The sequence below is a fragment of the Halosimplex carlsbadense 2-9-1 genome, assembly GCF_000337455.1.
Classification (GTDB): Archaea; Halobacteriota; Halobacteria; order Halobacteriales; family Haloarculaceae; genus Halosimplex; species Halosimplex carlsbadense.
Genome location: NZ_AOIU01000013.1, coordinates 219,580 through 234,941 on the forward strand (window position 1 = coordinate 219,580; position 15,362 = coordinate 234,941).

General features: G+C 68.2%; 15 protein-coding genes and 2 tRNA genes. 5 read left to right on the forward strand and 12 right to left on the reverse strand.

The window, feature by feature from the left end:
• Positions 1-44: 44 nt before the first annotated feature.
• Complete coding sequence (locus C475_RS06675; protein ID WP_006883031.1) at positions 45-650, reverse strand: DUF7504 family protein; 606 nt, start codon at positions 648-650, stop codon at positions 45-47.
• Positions 651-901: 251 nt separating this feature from the next.
• Here C475_RS06675 and C475_RS24245 point away from each other — a divergent pair, with 251 nt between their 5' ends.
• Positions 902-1,042, forward strand: coding sequence for a DUF7503 family protein (locus tag C475_RS24245; protein WP_193366297.1), 141 nt, complete (start codon positions 902-904; stop codon positions 1,040-1,042).
• 2 nt (positions 1,043-1,044) lie between these two features.
• Here C475_RS24245 and C475_RS06680 read toward each other — a convergent pair whose 3' ends face one another.
• The 4 genes from C475_RS06680 to C475_RS06695 all read right to left on the reverse strand — a co-directional run bounded on the left by C475_RS06680 (position 1,045) and on the right by C475_RS06695 (position 6,854).
• A complete protein-coding gene (locus C475_RS06680; RefSeq protein WP_006883032.1) occupies positions 1,045-3,165 on the reverse strand; it encodes a hypothetical protein in 2,121 nt (706 codons plus the stop codon).
• Positions 3,166-3,285: 120 nt separating this feature from the next.
• Positions 3,286-4,497 (reverse strand): homoserine O-acetyltransferase MetX, encoded by a 1,212-nt coding sequence (gene metX, locus C475_RS06685; RefSeq protein ID WP_006883033.1) that lies wholly within the window; start codon positions 4,495-4,497, stop codon positions 3,286-3,288.
• A complete protein-coding gene (locus C475_RS06690; protein ID WP_006883034.1) occupies positions 4,498-5,841 on the reverse strand; it encodes an O-acetylhomoserine aminocarboxypropyltransferase/cysteine synthase family protein in 1,344 nt (447 codons plus the stop codon).
• Positions 5,842-5,954: 113 nt separating this feature from the next.
• Positions 5,955-6,854: a TFIIB-type zinc ribbon-containing protein gene (locus tag C475_RS06695; protein ID WP_006883035.1), complete on the reverse strand. Its 900-nt coding sequence runs from the start codon at positions 6,852-6,854 to the stop codon at positions 5,955-5,957.
• Positions 6,855-6,974: 120 nt separating this feature from the next.
• Here C475_RS06695 and C475_RS06700 point away from each other — a divergent pair, with 120 nt between their 5' ends.
• Positions 6,975-7,172, forward strand: coding sequence for a hypothetical protein (locus C475_RS06700; RefSeq protein WP_006883036.1), 198 nt, complete (start codon positions 6,975-6,977; stop codon positions 7,170-7,172).
• Positions 7,173-7,316: 144 nt separating this feature from the next.
• Here C475_RS06700 and C475_RS06705 read toward each other — a convergent pair.
• Positions 7,317-7,419, reverse strand: a tRNA-Asn gene (locus tag C475_RS06705).
• Between the two features lie 136 nt (positions 7,420-7,555).
• On the opposite strand from C475_RS06705, the gene C475_RS06710 reads away from it, so the two are divergent.
• Positions 7,556-8,179, forward strand: coding sequence for an alpha/beta hydrolase (locus C475_RS06710; RefSeq protein ID WP_006883037.1), 624 nt, complete (start codon positions 7,556-7,558; stop codon positions 8,177-8,179).
• Between the two features lie 81 nt (positions 8,180-8,260).
• Positions 8,261-9,640, forward strand: coding sequence for a CCA tRNA nucleotidyltransferase (cca, locus tag C475_RS06715; protein WP_006883038.1), 1,380 nt, complete (start codon positions 8,261-8,263; stop codon positions 9,638-9,640).
• A 76-nt stretch (positions 9,641-9,716) separates the two neighbouring features.
• Here cca and C475_RS06720 read toward each other — a convergent pair whose 3' ends face one another.
• The 5 genes from C475_RS06720 to C475_RS06740 all read right to left on the reverse strand — a co-directional run bounded on the left by C475_RS06720 (position 9,717) and on the right by C475_RS06740 (position 14,196).
• Positions 9,717-9,896 carry a MarR family transcriptional regulator gene (locus C475_RS06720; RefSeq protein WP_006883039.1) on the reverse strand — a complete coding sequence of 60 codons (180 nt, stop codon included), beginning with the start codon at positions 9,894-9,896 and terminating at the stop codon, positions 9,717-9,719.
• Positions 9,897-10,176: 280 nt separating this feature from the next.
• Positions 10,177-11,193, reverse strand: coding sequence for a histone deacetylase family protein (locus C475_RS06725; protein ID WP_006883040.1), 1,017 nt, complete (start codon positions 11,191-11,193; stop codon positions 10,177-10,179).
• 4 nt (positions 11,194-11,197) lie between these two features.
• Positions 11,198-11,635 (reverse strand): histone family protein, encoded by a 438-nt coding sequence (locus C475_RS25235; RefSeq protein WP_006883041.1) that lies wholly within the window; start codon positions 11,633-11,635, stop codon positions 11,198-11,200.
• A gap of 152 nt (positions 11,636-11,787) precedes the next feature.
• Positions 11,788-13,269 (reverse strand): single-stranded DNA binding protein, encoded by a 1,482-nt coding sequence (locus tag C475_RS06735; RefSeq protein ID WP_006883042.1) that lies wholly within the window; start codon positions 13,267-13,269, stop codon positions 11,788-11,790.
• 270 nt (positions 13,270-13,539) lie between these two features.
• Positions 13,540-14,196, reverse strand: a complete 657-nt coding sequence (locus tag C475_RS06740; protein ID WP_006883043.1) for a RodZ family helix-turn-helix domain-containing protein — start codon at positions 14,194-14,196, stop codon at positions 13,540-13,542.
• Between the two features lie 113 nt (positions 14,197-14,309).
• Between C475_RS06740 and C475_RS06745 the strand changes: the two genes are divergently transcribed.
• Positions 14,310-14,382: transfer RNA gene (locus C475_RS06745), tRNA-Arg, on the forward strand.
• A 161-nt stretch (positions 14,383-14,543) separates the two neighbouring features.
• Here C475_RS06745 and C475_RS06750 read toward each other — a convergent pair.
• Positions 14,544-15,257 (reverse strand): hypothetical protein, encoded by a 714-nt coding sequence (locus C475_RS06750; protein WP_049930223.1) that lies wholly within the window; start codon positions 15,255-15,257, stop codon positions 14,544-14,546.
• Positions 15,258-15,362 lie beyond the last annotated feature (105 nt).

Consider the following 15,362-nt stretch of genomic DNA (forward strand, 5'->3'; position numbering starts at 1 on the left):
ACGGAAGGTATAAAGAGCCACTCCTTTCCCGTCCCCCGGTTTCGTCAGGGACCGGCCGCCGCCGAACGGCCGCTGTCGGTGTCCACGACCGCGTCGCAGACGATCCGGAAGGTCTCGACGGTCTCGTCGTCGTGGGCCTCGGGGTCGAGGTGGAACACGACGATGCCGTCGACGCGGCGAGCCACTTCGCCGAGCGTGTAGACGAACTTGAACGCGGTCGATTCGTCGACGTGTCCGAGCACCCCGGTCAGCGAGTGGACCGCGACGCCGACGCGCTCGCCCGCGTCGTCGGCCCGCTGGAGCACGTCGCTGATCCGGCGGCCGAGAGCCTCCATGTCCGTCGGATCGACGACTCGCTCGACCGGAACGGTGTCGTGGGCGTCGCCAGCCCCGGCGGCCGACCGCGTCGGCCGGTCTACGTCCACGCACGCGGCGAGGGGCGGTCCGGTGTCGGCCTCGCGTTCCCACAGTGCGAGCCACTCCGCCGCCGGCAGGGAGATCGTGACCGGGACCGCCCGGTCGATCCGGTCGCCGAGCCGGTCGAGGACGGTCACACAGGCGTCGGCCGAGCGGTCGTACGCGTCGGACGCCAGCAACAGCACCGTCGTCGCGTCGCCGATATCCGCCGCTCCCCGGATGCGGACGGTCACGACCCTCGCCTCCCGAGCGGACGGATACGCATCACTTCGTATCGATCAGGCGGGCCCACACGACTATGAGTGTTGTCGTTCCCTGACATCCCCGCCGCAACCTGCGAATTCCCCGATGTATTGCTGGTACTGACGCTCTCGTTGAACTATCGTTTGCTAATCTCTCTCGAAGATACTGATAATACAATGGTTAATTTATCCCGAACTTTTAGATAAATTCAATCACAAACGCGATGAATAAACACTTGGCTATGAGCCAAGAATCAACGCGACTCCGCGAATTCCTCGAAGAGAACCCCAAATGGATCGGCGTCATGTTCAGCGCGCTGCTGCTGCTCTCGCAAGCCGGGAGTGCCGCCGCGGCAAATGGCGGTACCATGACCGGCCCCTAGATTCAGAGTTTCGTAACGTCCATACTCCATCGGAGCGAGCCGTCGATTTCCACCGGAACGTCCTGTTTGTGAAGGAACTCGATAGTGGCGGGTTGATCTAGTACGTACGACCCCATCAGTCCGGAGTTGAGACAGAACGACTGTATCCCGTCGATCTGTGGGATAAACATGGATCCCAGAGGCGTCGACAGGGTTGGATAGCCGTACAGATTCACCTCGTAGCTCCCGGATTCGGTATCTTCGACCACTGCTTTATTCGGAGTCCCTGACCGATTTTCGACGATCGAAGCGCTGGCGTCGCCGACGACGAGGTAATGATGACCGATCTGTTCGTACTCCTTGATGATCGAGACCGTCGCGGCGAGCGAGAAGCCCTGGTTGAGCAGTTTCGCGGCGGTCCGCCCGACAGAGGTGGCCGCTTCGTTGACGATGTCGGTCACGGTGGCGATCCCGGCCATCGCACCGGCGTCGACGAGCCCGCGGCCCTGTTCGTAGGAGTCGCAGGCGTTGAGCAGGAACGCGCTGACGTTGACCTCAGAGAGGTGGCGGGTGTCAAGGTAGCCGTCGGCACAGCGGATCCCCTCCTGGTCGACGTGGCCGATGTAGTGGAGGAAGTCGATGTCCGACCGCAGGAGTTCGCGCATCTCCATCGCGGTCAGTTGCTCGTGGGCTTCGATCCCGAACTCGATCCAGTCGCGGGTGCCGTAGATCTCGGAGACGACGTTCTCGTCGGTCATCTCCTGGTCGTTGCAGACGACGGCGACCTGGATCTGGGGGTCCGTCGTCGGCTCGAACTCCAGGCGCCGATAGTAGGCGTCGAGGGTCATCTTGCTCGCGCCGACCGGAAGCCCGTCGCCGACGTAGGCCTGTTCGATACTGTCGGCGGGTTCGGGGCGGAAGATATCCGGGGTCGAGGTCGACGGCGACGACTCAGAGCGGGTCTGCGCTCGAGTACTCCGCCGGAGCGCCTCGGGATTGTTCCTGAAGAACGACTCGACCTGGTCGGTGAGGTCCTCCAGCGCCTCGTCGCGGGTCTCCTGAGAGCGGGGACACCGGACGAGGGCCAGTTCGTTCGCGAGGAACGGGAGCGCACTGACGTTCGCGGCGTCGGGCTGTACGTCGGCGGTGAGCTTCCACTTGGGCACGGCCTCGGCGACCGCGTCGAACGGCACGTCTAGATACGTCCGCAACTGCTCGGACAGGGGCAGTTCGTAGACGTCCGCGAAGTCCAGATCGACTGCCGATTCGACCTCGGACCGCTCGCGGAGGTCGACCTCGTAGTACCCCTCAGTGCGCGTGACGCAGTCCATGAGGAACACGTGTTTCAGCACGCGCTCGACTTCGGCCTCGAAGCCGTCGTCGCCGTCGAGCGGGAACGACCAGTCTTCGCCGGCGATCCGCGGCGAGGGACCGGCTTCGATCCGGGCACCCGTGTAGTACGCGAGCGGCACGACGGGGTAGATGTACTCCTCTATCGGCGGCACCTCGATGCCGACGCCCGTCTCCGGTGGCGTGATCGAGTCCGGAACGTCCAGCCGATCACCGACCTCCACGAGCGGCGGATGCCCGCGAAGCGACGGAAACGACCGCTCACAAGAGGTCGTCTTCAACGCCGATCCGAGCGTCGAGAGCGCACGCATCAGGTCCTCCGGCTTCTCGGTCGTCGTGACGGTCGCCGCGGGCTGTTCGTGGACCGAGCGGGCCCCGACGTGAATCCGGTCAGTCCCGGTGACCCCGATCCGGACGGCGTCCTCCATCGAAGTGACCTCGATGCCGCCCTCGATGGCGAACTGGAGTTTCACCTGCGTCGTCGCGAGTTCGACGTTGTACCTCCCGGGCGGGACACTGACCGATTCCCGGTCGTTGACTTCCGCGACGGTGTTGCCCGCTTCGTCGCGGATCCAGAGCGGGACGAAGTAGGGCGTCTCGACGGCCGTGGTCCGCACCGTCGCACCGGCATCGGCGGGGAAGTAGAAGCTGTCGGGGTCGCAGTCGTCGATATCGGGCTCGTCGGGCGTCAGCAGTGAAAACTGGGTCTCCTGGATCGGGTCGACAACCTGGATACCGTCGCGACTCGGATGCGGGCGGATCTGCGGTCGAGTGGCGTCCAGGTCGACGTTCATGTGTTGGGAGGGTTCCGTTGGCTCTCACGGTGTCGCAAGGGGACCCACACCCAGCCCGTGCGAGCGAGTACGCGTGAGGACGCGGTGAGGAGAAAAAAGCCTGTTGGCCCCGAAGATATCTCAATCGGAGAATAAACTGGTGTGTACGGGCGCGAAGGAGGGGTCGTCGTCCTCGGGTGGCTCGTCGGTGTCGGTGACGGCCGTCCCGTCGACGCCGTCGGCGAGGAAGTCCGAGAGCGGCGGGCCGACGCTCTCCGGTTCGACGAGGAACGCGTCGTGGCCGTGGTCGGATTCGACGAGGTGGTGGGCGGCGGCCACGTCCGCCCCGCGCAGCGCCTCGGCCAACTCCTCGGCCTGCGTGGCGGTGAAATGCCAGTCGGCGGTAAAGGACATCACGAGTGCCTCGCCGTCGAAGGCGGCCAGGGCGTCCTCGTCGGACTCGAAGCCCGCGGCGAGGTCGTAGTTGTCCATCGCGCGGGTGAGATAGAGATAGGAGTTGGCGTCGAAGCGCTCGACGAACGACTCGGCGTTGTAATCGAGATACGACTCCACGTCGCGGTAGGGGAAGAAGCCGGCGGCGGGGTCGGTCGGGAACGACCGGGCGGCGTCGCGGCCGGCCGCGCGGCGGCCGAACTTCTGTTCCATCGAGGCCTTCGAGAGGTACATCACGTGGCCGATCTGCCGGGCGAGCGCGAGCCCGTCGGTCGGCTTCGGACCGTCGCCGTAGTAGTCGCCGCGCTGCCAGTCGTCGTCGGTCGTGATGGCGCGGCGGGCGATGGCGTCCATGGCGAGACACTGCACGTCGAGCCGAGCGGCGGCGGCGATGGGCGCGATCCGCTCGACGTGGTCGGGGTGCTGTTTCGCCCATTCGATGACGTTCATCCCGCCGACGCTCCCGCCGACGACGGCGTGGAGGTGCGGGATCCCGAGTTCGTCGAGCAGCCGGCGCTGGGCCTCGGTCCAGTCGGTGACCGTGACGGCGGGGAAGTCCGTGCCGTAGGGCTCGCCCGTCTCGGGATTGACGCTCTCGGGGCCGGTCGTGCCGTAGCAGGAACCGGGGACGTTGGCACAGAGGACGTAGTATTCGCGGGTGTCGATAGCCTTGCCGGGGCCGACGATGTCGTCCCACCAGGCCCGCGCCTGGCCGTCGGTCTGGTCGTCGGGATGGCGGCCGGCGACGTGGGCGCTCCCGGTCAGGGCGTGACACACGAGGACGGCGTTGTCGCCCGTGAACTCGCCGTAGGCCTCGTATGCGACTGCCAGTTCGGGGATCGAGCGGCCGCACTCGAACTCGAACTCGCCCAGCGAGACGGTGTCGCGTTCGACTTCCATCTACGAGCCACCCGCGTTCGTCGTTCCGTCGCTGCTCCCCGCACTGTCGCCCGCCGCGGCGTTCGCGCGCTCGATGGCGCCGTCGAGGTCGGCGAGCACGTCCGCGGCGTCCTCGATGCCGACCGACAGCCGCACCAGATCGGGCGTGACGCCGCTGGCGCGCTGTTCCTCGGCCGTGAGCTGGGCGTGGGTCGTACTGGCGGGGTGGATGACGAGCGTCTTCGCGTCGCCGATGTTGGCGAGGAACTGCGCCAGATCCGTCTCCTCGCAGAAGCGCTTGCCCGCCTCGAACCCCTCAGTGAGGCCGAAGGCGATCATCCCGCCGTAGCCCCCCTCCAGGTACTCGCTGGCGTGGTCGTGGGTCTCGTGGGAGTCGAGACCGGGGTAGGTGACCCATTCGACGCCGTCGTGGGCGGCGAGAAAGTCGGCCACTGCGGCCGCGTTCTCGCAGTGGCGCTCCATCCGGAGTTCGAGGGTCTCGGTGCCCTGGAGCGTGGCCCAGGCGTCGAAGGGTTTCTGGCCGTCGCCCAGCGAGCGGACGGCGCGCTGACGGGCGGCCATCGCGAACGCCTGGTCGCCGAAGCGGTCGGCGAAGGTGACGCCGTCGAAGGCGTCGTTGGGCGCGCCGAGTTCGGGGAACTTCTCGGGGTACTCCGTCCAGGGGAACGAGCCGCCGTCGACGAGAACGCCGCCGACGGTGGTGCCCGAGCCGTGGATCCACTTGGTGGTGGACTCCCAGACGATGTCCGCGCCGTGGTCGAGCGGATTGCAGAGCGCGGGGGTGCCGAAGGTGTTGTCGACGAAGACGGGGACGCCCCGTTCGTGGGCGACCTCGGCGATGGCCTCCATCGGTGGCGTCACCAGCGAGGGGTTGCCGATGGTCTCGTAGTGAACGTAGGCGGTGCGGTCGTCGATGGCCTCGGCGTAGGCCTCCGGGTCCAGGGTGTCGACGAAGCGGGTCTCGATCCCGCGGCGGCTCCCCATATTGGAGAGATAGGAGTGGGTGCCACCGTAGATAGAAGAGGCGGTGACGACGTTGTCGCCCGCGCGGGCGAGGATCGAAGTCGCTGCGTCGAGGGCGGCCATCCCCGAGCCCGTAGCGACGGCCGCGGTCCCGTTCTCCAGGGCGGCGAGCCGGCGTTCGAGCGTCGAGACGGTCGGGTTGTCGAACCGCGAGTAGACGTTGCCCCCGTCGTCCAGCGCGTACCGGTCGGCCGCCGTGTCGGCGTCGTCGAACACGTACGAGGTCGTCTGATAGATCGGCGGGGCGCGAGCCCCTGTCGCAGGGTCCACGTCCTGGCCGGCGTGGACGCACCGCGTCCCGAAGGCGTACGGATCGGTCATGTGTGTCGTGCATATATCTACAAACATCTATAACCACGAGTTACGGCAAATATCTCAGCGTCTGGGATTCTCACGCACGAACACACCGGAGAGGTGCGGACCGGAATCCGCGGTCACGCTCGCTCGGTGTCGCGGACGGTCAGCGAGCGGTCGACGGTGACGTCGAGGCGCTCGTCGCCGGCTCGGAGCGGGAGGGTCACGCGTAGCGGGTCGCGCCCCTCCACGGCGATGTCGTCGGGGTCGCAGACGTCGACAGTCCACAGCGAGTCGGTCAGCAGATCGGGCGCGTTGGCGGCCACGAACGGGAATACGTCGGGGTGGTAGATCAGGACTTCGGGGAGGTCGGTACAGAAGAAGTTCTTGCAATAGGAGCAGTGGTGGACGACCGCCGGCCCGGGCATCGCCTGTTCGAGCTCGCTCGATTTCTCGTCGTCGGGCACCACGTCGTGGTACATCTCGCTCGCGCAGGTGGGACACACGTCGCTGGCAACGGTCAGCAGGTCCCGGCGAGCGTAGACGTTGGCCGCCGACAGCACGGCGTCGGGGTCGTTCGACCGGATCGCGCCCGGCGGGAGGTGGTACTTGAACGCGAGCGCCCCACAGTCCGGACAGCGGACGACGAGCATGCTGTTGCGGTAGGTCGCTTCGAGTTCCGCGTCGCACTCGGGGCAGTCGGCGTCGACGGGGAACGGCTCGACGGTCGTCCGGTCGGTGAAGCTGTCGGCCTTGATCGCCTGATAGAGGATGACGCCGGGGTACAGCAGGCCGTATCCCTCGCCTTCCTCCCGGACGAACACGTCGAGCAGCTCCTGGAGGTGGTAGTTGAACCGGCCGCTGTCGGACACGTCACAGCGCCGGCGCAGCTCCTCGAAGGGCAGCGGGCGGGGCTGGCTCCCCTCCTTGGCGTCGCCGAGTTCCAGCAGGATGGACACCCGGAGTTCGTTGCCCAGCAGCGAGAACGCCTCGGCGGGCGGGACCGACCGCCGCTCGGAGACCTGGAAAGCGTCGGTCATCGGCCCGCAACTCGCGCGCCCAGCCTTTTAGCCCTGTCTCTCGGTTCTGGGTCGCGGCCCGCCGGGCGTCGACGCCCGTCGACCCGAAAGCACTTGCTTCACCGATGGTTTCTCAGTGACATGAGCCGCTTCGGCGACTTCGTCGCGATCTGGTTCGGGACGCTCTTTACCCTGAAATTCGTCGTTCTGCCCGTTCTGGGGACGCCGCTGGGATTGTACACCGGGACGGCCTTTTCAGTCTTCGCCGGTCTCGTGCTCGCGGTCGTGCTGGTCTTCTACCGGGACGTGTCGCTGCCGACGGTCGTCGGAGCGGAGTAGTGCCGGTCGGTCGGCGACACCGAGCGAACCGGCGAGCGTTCGCGCTGTCGGTCGCGTACCCTTCGAGAGGCAGCGATTTCGGGGAGAAGGGACGCCGTCGTCAGAGCAAGCTCTGACGGGCCGTGAATTTTCTCCGAAAATTCACGCCACCGCCAGGACTCGAACCTGGGACAACCTCGTGTCTGCGGCACGCAGGTCACCTGCGCACCCTAACAGCGAGGTGCTCTACCAACTGAGCTACGGCGGCACGCATGCATCCATAGCCGGAGTTGTTGTATAGGGATTTCGTTTTGCCCTCGCCACGACATGGAGTCACGTACGGCGATTCGACCTGGAACTGTCACGCACCCATCTTTTAGTCCGGATCCATCGAATCCCGTCTCATGGTCACCGAGTCCGTGACGCTCGACGTCGACGGCGACTCTTACCCCGGACGCGTAAACGAACCGGACGCACCGACGGGCGCCGGCGTGCTCGTCCTCCCCGGCCTGAATCACGGCCCGTTCGGCGACGTGTTCGACCAGTTCGCGGCCGCCGCCGCGGACGACGGCTTTCGAGTCGCGCGGTTCGAGACGTGGGGCGGGCCGGACGACCTCGACGGGAAGACCGAAGCGGAGATGCAGCGGGAACTGACGGCCGGCGTCGAGTTCCTCCGCGACCGGGACTGCGAACCGGTTGCGGTCGTCGCGAAGAGCTTCGGCGGACGGCTCGCGCTCACGCACCTCCCGACCGAACGGGTTGACCGTCTCGTCCTCTGGGCGCCCGCGATCTTCGCCGGTGAACGCGAGGATCGCCCGTCGATCACTGCCGACGAACTCGTAGGCGTCGATACGCCGACGCGGATCCTCCAGGGCGACGCCGACGAGGGACTGCCAGTCGAGAACGCCCGCGCGCTCGCCGACCACCTGTCCGACGCGGAGGCCGTCGTGCTCCCGGGTGAGGACCACTCGTTTCAGCGCGACCGCGAGCGGATCGTCGCCGAGACGCTCGACTTCCTGTCGAGGTGACCGTGCCACCCCTGGCCCGCGCGTCAACGCCGGTCACGACACATCGGACCGGTTTTCACCGGGCCAGCACAACGCCGAGCCATGAGCGACGAGTTCGACGCGGTCGTCGAGCGGGTGCGAGAGCGCGTCACGCCCGACGACGACGAGCGCGAGCGGCTCGGCCGGGCCGTCGCGGAACTCCGCGAGCGTACGCGCGAGGCCCTCGCCGACCTGCCGGTCGACGCCGAGATCGTTCAGGTCGGCTCGACGGCGCGGGACACCTGGCTGGCGGGCGACCGCGACGTGGATCTCTTCGTCTCGTTCCCGACGAGCGTCGCCCGTGAGGATCTGGAGTCCTACGGCCTCGATATCGGCCACGCGGTCCTGCCCGACGGCCACGAGGAGTTCGCCGAACACCCCTACGTCAAGGGAACCTACGAGGGATTCGACGTGGATCTGGTACCCTGCTACGCGGTCGCCGACGCGACGCGGATCCAGTCGGCCGTCGACCGCACGCCTTTCCACACCGAGTACCTCGCCGAGCGCATCGACGCCGACCTCGCCGGCGAGGTTCGGGTCGCAAAGCAGTTCCTCACCGGGATCGGCGTCTACGGGAGCGACCTCCGGACGCGGGGCTTTTCCGGGTTCCTGACCGAACTGCTCGTCCACGAGTACGGCGGCTTCCGGCCGCTCGTCGAGACCGCCGCCGCCGAGTGGCACCCGCCCGTGGAGTTCGACCCCGAGGGCCACGCCGCCGAGACATTCGACGACCCGCTGGTCGTCATCGACCCGACCGACCCCGAGCGCAACGTCGCCGCGGTCTGTAGCGCGGAGGCGGTCGCACGACTCCAGCACTACGCCCGCGACCTCGTCGCCGACCCCAGAGAGGACCTGTTCGTCCCCCACGAACCCGAGCCGATCGACGCCGACGCGGTCGTCGCGGCGTTCGAGCGCCGCGCCACGACGCCCGTCGCCGTCCGCTTCGACGCGCCCGACATCGTCGACGACCAGCTCTATCCGCAACTCGACCGCTCGCTGGCGGGGCTCGTCGGCGAACTCGACCGTCGCGGGTTCGACGTGTTGCGGTCGGCCGCATGGGCCGACGAGACGGTCGCCCTGTTCGCCGAACTCGAAGTCGCCGAGCGACCGGCGGTCGAGCGCCACGAGGGGCCGCCGGTCGGCGTCCGCGACCACGCGGAGGGGTTTTTCCAGGCCTACGCCGACGAGGACGCCGCTCCCGACGACGGACCGGGCACCTACGGGCCGTTCCTCGACGGCGACCGCTACGTCGTCGAGCGGCCCCGCGAGTTCGAGACGTCGGTCGGACTGCTCGAAAGCGACGCGGTCTTCGACGTGGCGCTGGGCGCGCAGGTCGAGACGGCCATGAACGAGGAGTACGCGGTCCTGTCCGGCGAGGAGGTCGGTGTGCTCGCCGACGAGTTCGGCGTCGAACTGGCGCGGTATCTCGACCCGCGGCCGTGAACGGGGCCGCTATCGCGGCCGCTATCGGTCCGAGCAGCCGATAAAACACTCGACACGGCCGACCCCGCGGGCGAGGTCACTCGGTGTCGATGGCGTAGAGTCGCTGGCGGGCGTCCGCCGGGTAGATCCGTTCCTCGACGATGTCGGCGTCCGTCAGGTCCGACAGCGCGCTGCGCACGCTACGCTGGGAGAGCCGCGTCTCCTCGGCGAGCGTCTTCTGGGTCAGTGGGCCTTCGTACTCGAGGACCGTGTACACGAACTTCGCGCTCGGTGTCAGATCGTCGAGTTGCGATTCCCAGTTACGATACGATTGTTCCGTACAACAGCACACGGGGAAAGGTCACCAACAGCACGGTTCCGCACGCTCCCATGTATAGATTTCCGCGGCACGTTGATGTGTATCCCGATACCCATCAGATCACGGACTGATACTCGAACCCCGGCGACCGCTCCGGATCGTGAACATCGGTGGATAACGCAGCTCCTCGGTAGCAGCGCTCGCGGGGCGCCTCCTCGATCGGGGGCCGGGAGAGCGGTCACTCGTCGGCGAGGTCGAACCTCTGGCCGCGCACGTCGTCGATGACCTGGCGCGCGGCGTCCTGCACGTCCCCGTCGGGCTCGCCGGGAGTGTAGCCGTCGAACACCTCGTGGACGGTACGGACGCTCTCGGTCAGCGTATCGAGGCCGTAGCCGCCTTCGAGGACGAACCCGAGGCCGGCGCCGATGCGGTCGGCGAACGCGTCGACACGCTGTGCGAGCAGGCCGTAGCCCTCGGTGGAGACTCGCATGCGCGAGATGGGGTCGTGTTCGTGGGCGTCGAAGCCCGCGGAGACGAGGACCAGGTCGGGGTCGAACGCCTCGAAGGCGGGGACGATCAGGTCGTCGACGGCGGCGAGGTAGCCGCTGGTGGTCGTCCCGGGGGGGAACGGGACGTTCATCGTCGTCCCGCGGGCGTCGCCGGTCCCGATCTCCGTCGCGTCGCCGGTCCCGGGGTAGATGCCGTCCTCGTGGATCGAGACGAAGAACACGTCCTCGCGGTCGTCGAAGATGTCCTGGGTGCCGTTGCCGTGGTGGACGTCCCAGTCGAGGATGGCGACGCGGTCGGCACCGCCGTCGTCGATGGCGTGCTGGGCGGCGACGGCGACGTGGTTGAAGAAACAAAAGCCCATGGCGTCGTCGTAGACGGCATGGTGGCCCGGCGGGCGCCCGAGCGCGAAGGTAGTATCGCGGCCGTTCGACCCGTCGAGCGCCTCGTCGGCGACCCAGTTCGCCATCCCCGACGCGGCCAGCGCGGCGTCCCAGGTGGCCTCGACGGCGACGGTGTCGGCGTCCCAGTCGCCGCCCCCGTCGGCGCAGAAGTCTTCGACCGACTGCACGTAGTCGGCGTCGTGGACGGCGGCGACTTGCTCGACGGTCGCGTCCTCGGGGGAGACGTACCTGACGCCGTGACACTCCGAGAGGCCCTGGCGGATGGCCCGCAGGCGGTCGGGACTCTCGGGGTGGCGCTTGCCCGTGTCGTGTTCGAGACAGGCCTCCCGGTAGCCGAAGTTCATGCGGTCACTCGTAGTACTGGCTCAGTCGAAAGTAGGCCTCGACATCGTCGGCTTTGACGGTCCGCCGGTCGGCGTGGCGTGCCAGGTCCGCGGCGGCCGCGGCCACGCGGTCGGCGTACGACTCCAGTTCCCCCGCCAGCGCGAGGCGGGCGTCCATGGAGACGCGGTAGTCGTCGATGTCGAGGCGAGCGATGCGGTCGACCGGCGCGATCGGCAGTTCCAGATCGTCCTTGTCCTCGGTGGCTTCGGTGCCGAAATCCGACGCCATCAGCGTCTTCCGCCCGTCCGCGGTCGCCACGTCCGCCGCGTCGACCGCCCGCTCGGCGCCGCGCTCCTGGATGCGGCGGGCGAGTTCCTCGGCGGCCTCGGCGCTGACGCGCAAACTCCCGGCGTTGCGCCGGATGATCGTGTCGACCGGCGCGAACGGTAGCTCGACGCTCATAGAACACAAGCGGGCCGTTCCGGCCTTAAGCGTTTCCGAAACCCGCTCTGGGCCCTCGACGGTCGACACGAGGCCCCGGCCCACCGTCGTCCCGCGGTCGCTTCGACCGCAGTCGGTAGACCGTGACCGGCCGATAGCGACCGTCTATCCGGTCAGAACACGTCGTCGGCGTCGAGGCGGTCGTCGGCCATCGCGCCGCGGGCGGTCACTTCCTGCCCGAGCGTCAGCGCCGCGTCGGTGTCGACCTGCATCGTCTCCTGGCCGTCGTCGAGGATCACCGGGTCGCCGGTCTGGACGACCGTTCCCGTGAACTCCACCTCCTCCGCCGCGGCCGCTGCGGCCCCGCCGTCGGCGCTTCCGCCGGCCGACGCCGTTCCGTCGGACCCGCCGTCGTCGCTCGCACCCGAATCGGCGCCGTCACCGTCTCCAGTGAACGCACCGAGGCCGGCGTCCGAACCGCCGCTCCCGCCGGCGCTCGAATTCGGTCCGGACCCGCCGGGGGAGGGCGCGGCCGAGCCCGCACCGGTGTTCTCGTCGAGGACCACCACCGTCGACTGCCAGCCCGCCGACGCCTCGAGGTCGTCCTGCCAGCCGTCCTGGATCTCGGCGTCGGCGACGAACACCTCGTCGCCCGGCGCGATCTCCTTGTCGGCCTTCTCGCCCCACAGCGCCACCCGGATGTCGTCGGTGTCGTCCTGCACGCGGATGTTCCGGACCTGCCCCTCCGAGCCGTCGTCGCGGTCGAAGGTGCGCTTGGGGTCGGCCGAGCGGACCACGCCGGCGAGGTCGACCACCTGGTCCATCTCCACGGCACCGATAGCGTCGGCCTCCGGCGTGAACTCGACGGTCTCGTCGATCTCGTCGATGGCGCCGTGGTCGCCGACGTGCAACTCGAGGTCGCCCTCCCGCTCGCGGACGTAGCCGTCGACGATCTCCACGGCGGTCCCCGGGTCGAGTTCCGTCGCGCGGTCGGCGCGGTCGTCCCACATCGTCACGCGCACGCGACCGGTCTCGTCGCCCAGCAGCAGGTTCGACACCTTCCCTTCCGACCCGTCGTCGCGGTCGAAGGTGCGGATCGAGTCGGTCTCCAGGACGATCCCGCGGACGTTCACGTCCGATTGCCCCATCGTCAGCGCGTCGACGGTCGATCCCTCGCCCAGCTCCACGTCGATCTCGGCGTCGTCGTCGGGCTCGGCTTTGTCGACGGAGACCTCGAGGCCGTTGTAGCCGTCCTTCGGCCGGCCGGCGATCCGGAGGACCTGGCCCTCTTCGAGTTGGCCCTCGACCACGGACTCGGCCTGCTGGTCCCAGAAGGCCAGCCGGACGGTGCCGGTCTCGTCGGCCGCCTCGACGTTGGCGACGCGGCCGTCCTCGTCCTCGCCGTCCCGTTCGAACGTGCGCAGGTCGCCGATCGAGACCACTTTGGCGAGGAACTTCACCTCCTCCATGCCCGGTTCGATGTCCGCGACGGTGTCGACCTCCCCTTCGTTGAGCTCGTGGGCGAGCAGCATCGCCGCCGTCTCCTCGTCCGCGAGCCCACCCATCTGCTCGACCTTCTGTTCGACGGCCTCGCGGAACTCCTCCTCGGAGACGTCCGTATCGAGATCCGCGTAGACCTCATCGATCGCTCCCATTAGTATAGCCGTTGGCATGGTTGCGCTCCGCTTAAGCGTTGTCGTTGGGCCGCTACCCCGCTCGTGTCGCTCGATTTCGCCGCGGGCGCGACCGTCGCCCTCACCGCCGCTGGGGCCGATTCGACCGCCGCTGTCGCGTTCATAGCCCGGACTGGTCGGGGCCTCCGATATAAAATTCCGGAGGGGGTGTCGGATCGTGTTCGGTCGAGGTGTGGGAGACGCGCGTTCGTCACACGCCGTCGCTCGCGGTCGCGCCCACCCCGGCCGCGGTCACCGAGTCGCCGACGTGACTCGCGTGTCCTCGCCGCCGTGAGCGTGGACGACGACGACTTCGCGAGGGAGAGCGCTGTCGAGCGCAACGGTCGCCTCGTAGTCGATCTCGGTGATACACTGTCCACAGGCCGTGTCCGTGCCGCTCTCGGATTCGGATCCGACGGCGACGGTGAGCGCCCCATCGTCGAGACGCACGTACGAGAGCACGGCAGTGTGACAGGTGTCGATTCCCCAGGTCGTCCCGGTGACCGTCACCGTTCCGCCGTTCTCGTCGAAGGCGACCGAGGCGTCGTCGGTCTCGGTCCCGCATCCCCTATCGGTGACCGCGAGCGACGAGTCCGCCACGCCGCTGGGCGTCGCCGACGGTTCGCTGTCAGGCGTCTCGCTCGCGGTATCTACGGGGGATTCGCTCGGGGTGGCGCTCGGGCCGTCGGTTCCATCGGGGTCGGGTTCGGTGACCGTGTCGTCGGTCCGGTCGGTCGCCGTCGACCGGTCGGTGTTCGCGGGGCCGTCGGACGGCGTATCCGTCGGTTCGTCGGTGTCGTCGGATCCGCCGGTGTCGGTCGGCTGGCCACCCGATCCGTCGGACAGACAGCCGGTCAGGGCGAGCGTGCCCGCGGCGCCGAGGCCGCGGAGGAGGGTGCGTCGCTGCACGACCTGACAGACGACCGTCCTGATAAAGGGCCTTGCCGACGTTCAAGCGATCCTTTGACACTGCCCGGACGGATCGTAACCCCTTTACAATCAACCACGGTACGTAGAAGTGAGTCCGGGTAGGGTAGTGGACTATCCTCTTGGCTTGCGGAGCCAGGGACCGGAGTTCGAATCTCCGCTCGGACGTTCACTTCGTTCACGACCGGCGAGCCCCAGCGCTCGCACCGCTCGCGCTGGACTCCGCTCGGACGTCTTCTTTCCGACGCAACTCGGCGAGTACCGCGTAGCGTGTGCTCGCCCCGGCGAGTGTTTTCAGGGCCGCTTCGACGGGAGCCGCCCGCGAGACCTCAGAGGAACTCGTCGACCAGCCATCCGCCGGCGGCACCGAGCCCGGCGTTGATCGCCAGCGCGATCAGCTCCGCGACGACGATGATGCCGACGAGAACGACGGCGCCCGCGAGCTGACCGATCGCGTCGGCGCCGGCGAGGAGCCCGCCCGCGACGGCAACGAGCAGGGGGACCGACAGCACCCACCCGACCAGTCCGGCCACGGCGCCGATACGCAGGCCGGAGTCACCGTAGAGATACGCCGCGGCGCCGCCGCCCGCGACGGCCGCGCCGGGGATGAACGAGACCAGCGCCGTCACCGCTGCACCGTAGATCGCACAGGCGCGGAACGTCGCGGTCGTGCCGCCCTCGAGAGCGACCCGACGGCGGGTGCGCCGACGCGCGACGACGAACGCCGCGGCGACGGCGACCAGCACGAGGCCGGTCACGGCGAGCCCGGCCGCGAACCAGTCGACGAACGGAACCCCGGCGGTGACGGCCTCCGCGGGCGTCAGTCCGTTCACCTCCACCTCCTCGCTCATGATGATGTCGGTGAGCAGCGCCCGGTCGACGCGGGCGTACATCACGGCGCCCACCCCCGTCAGCGCGAGTCCGATCAGTCCGGTCACGATGCCCAACAGCCAGTCGACCGCCGCCGGCACGGGGTCGCGTCCGTCCGTCGATCCCTCGGTCATCGGTCGACCGGCGTCGTGCGCGGTATCTACGTCCGTCATATCTGCACCGAGGAGCCCCGACCACGTATATCCACAAGCCGCGCTTCCGGACCGGAAGCCCGGCGGATCGTTTAAGTAACTGCACGGAGCGGACCGCGAATTCGC

Bases quoted from the DNA above. Each gene is read 5' to 3' on its own strand.
- C475_RS06680 (WP_006883032.1), bottom strand. From the start codon at position 3,165: ATGAACGTCGACCTGGACGCCACTCGACCGCAGATCCGCCCGCATCCG.
- C475_RS24245 (WP_193366297.1), top strand. From the start codon at position 902: ATGAGCCAAGAATCAACGCGACTCCGCGAATTCCTCGAAGAGAACCCC.
- C475_RS06735 (WP_006883042.1), bottom strand. From the start codon at position 13,269: ATGGGAGCGATCGATGAGGTCTACGCGGATCTCGATACGGACGTCTCC.
- C475_RS06750 (WP_049930223.1), bottom strand. From the start codon at position 15,257: ATGACGGACGTAGATACCGCGCACGACGCCGGTCGACCGATGACCGAG.
- cca (WP_006883038.1), top strand. From the start codon at position 8,261: ATGAGCGACGAGTTCGACGCGGTCGTCGAGCGGGTGCGAGAGCGCGTC.
- C475_RS06710 (WP_006883037.1), top strand. From the start codon at position 7,556: ATGGTCACCGAGTCCGTGACGCTCGACGTCGACGGCGACTCTTACCCC.
- C475_RS06690 (WP_006883034.1), bottom strand. From the start codon at position 5,841: ATGACCGATCCGTACGCCTTCGGGACGCGGTGCGTCCACGCCGGCCAG.
- C475_RS06700 (WP_006883036.1), top strand. From the start codon at position 6,975: ATGAGCCGCTTCGGCGACTTCGTCGCGATCTGGTTCGGGACGCTCTTT.
- C475_RS06695 (WP_006883035.1), bottom strand. From the start codon at position 6,854: ATGACCGACGCTTTCCAGGTCTCCGAGCGGCGGTCGGTCCCGCCCGCC.
- metX (WP_006883033.1), bottom strand. From the start codon at position 4,497: ATGGAAGTCGAACGCGACACCGTCTCGCTGGGCGAGTTCGAGTTCGAG.
- C475_RS06725 (WP_006883040.1), bottom strand. From the start codon at position 11,193: ATGAACTTCGGCTACCGGGAGGCCTGTCTCGAACACGACACGGGCAAG.
- C475_RS25235 (WP_006883041.1), bottom strand. From the start codon at position 11,635: ATGAGCGTCGAGCTACCGTTCGCGCCGGTCGACACGATCATCCGGCGC.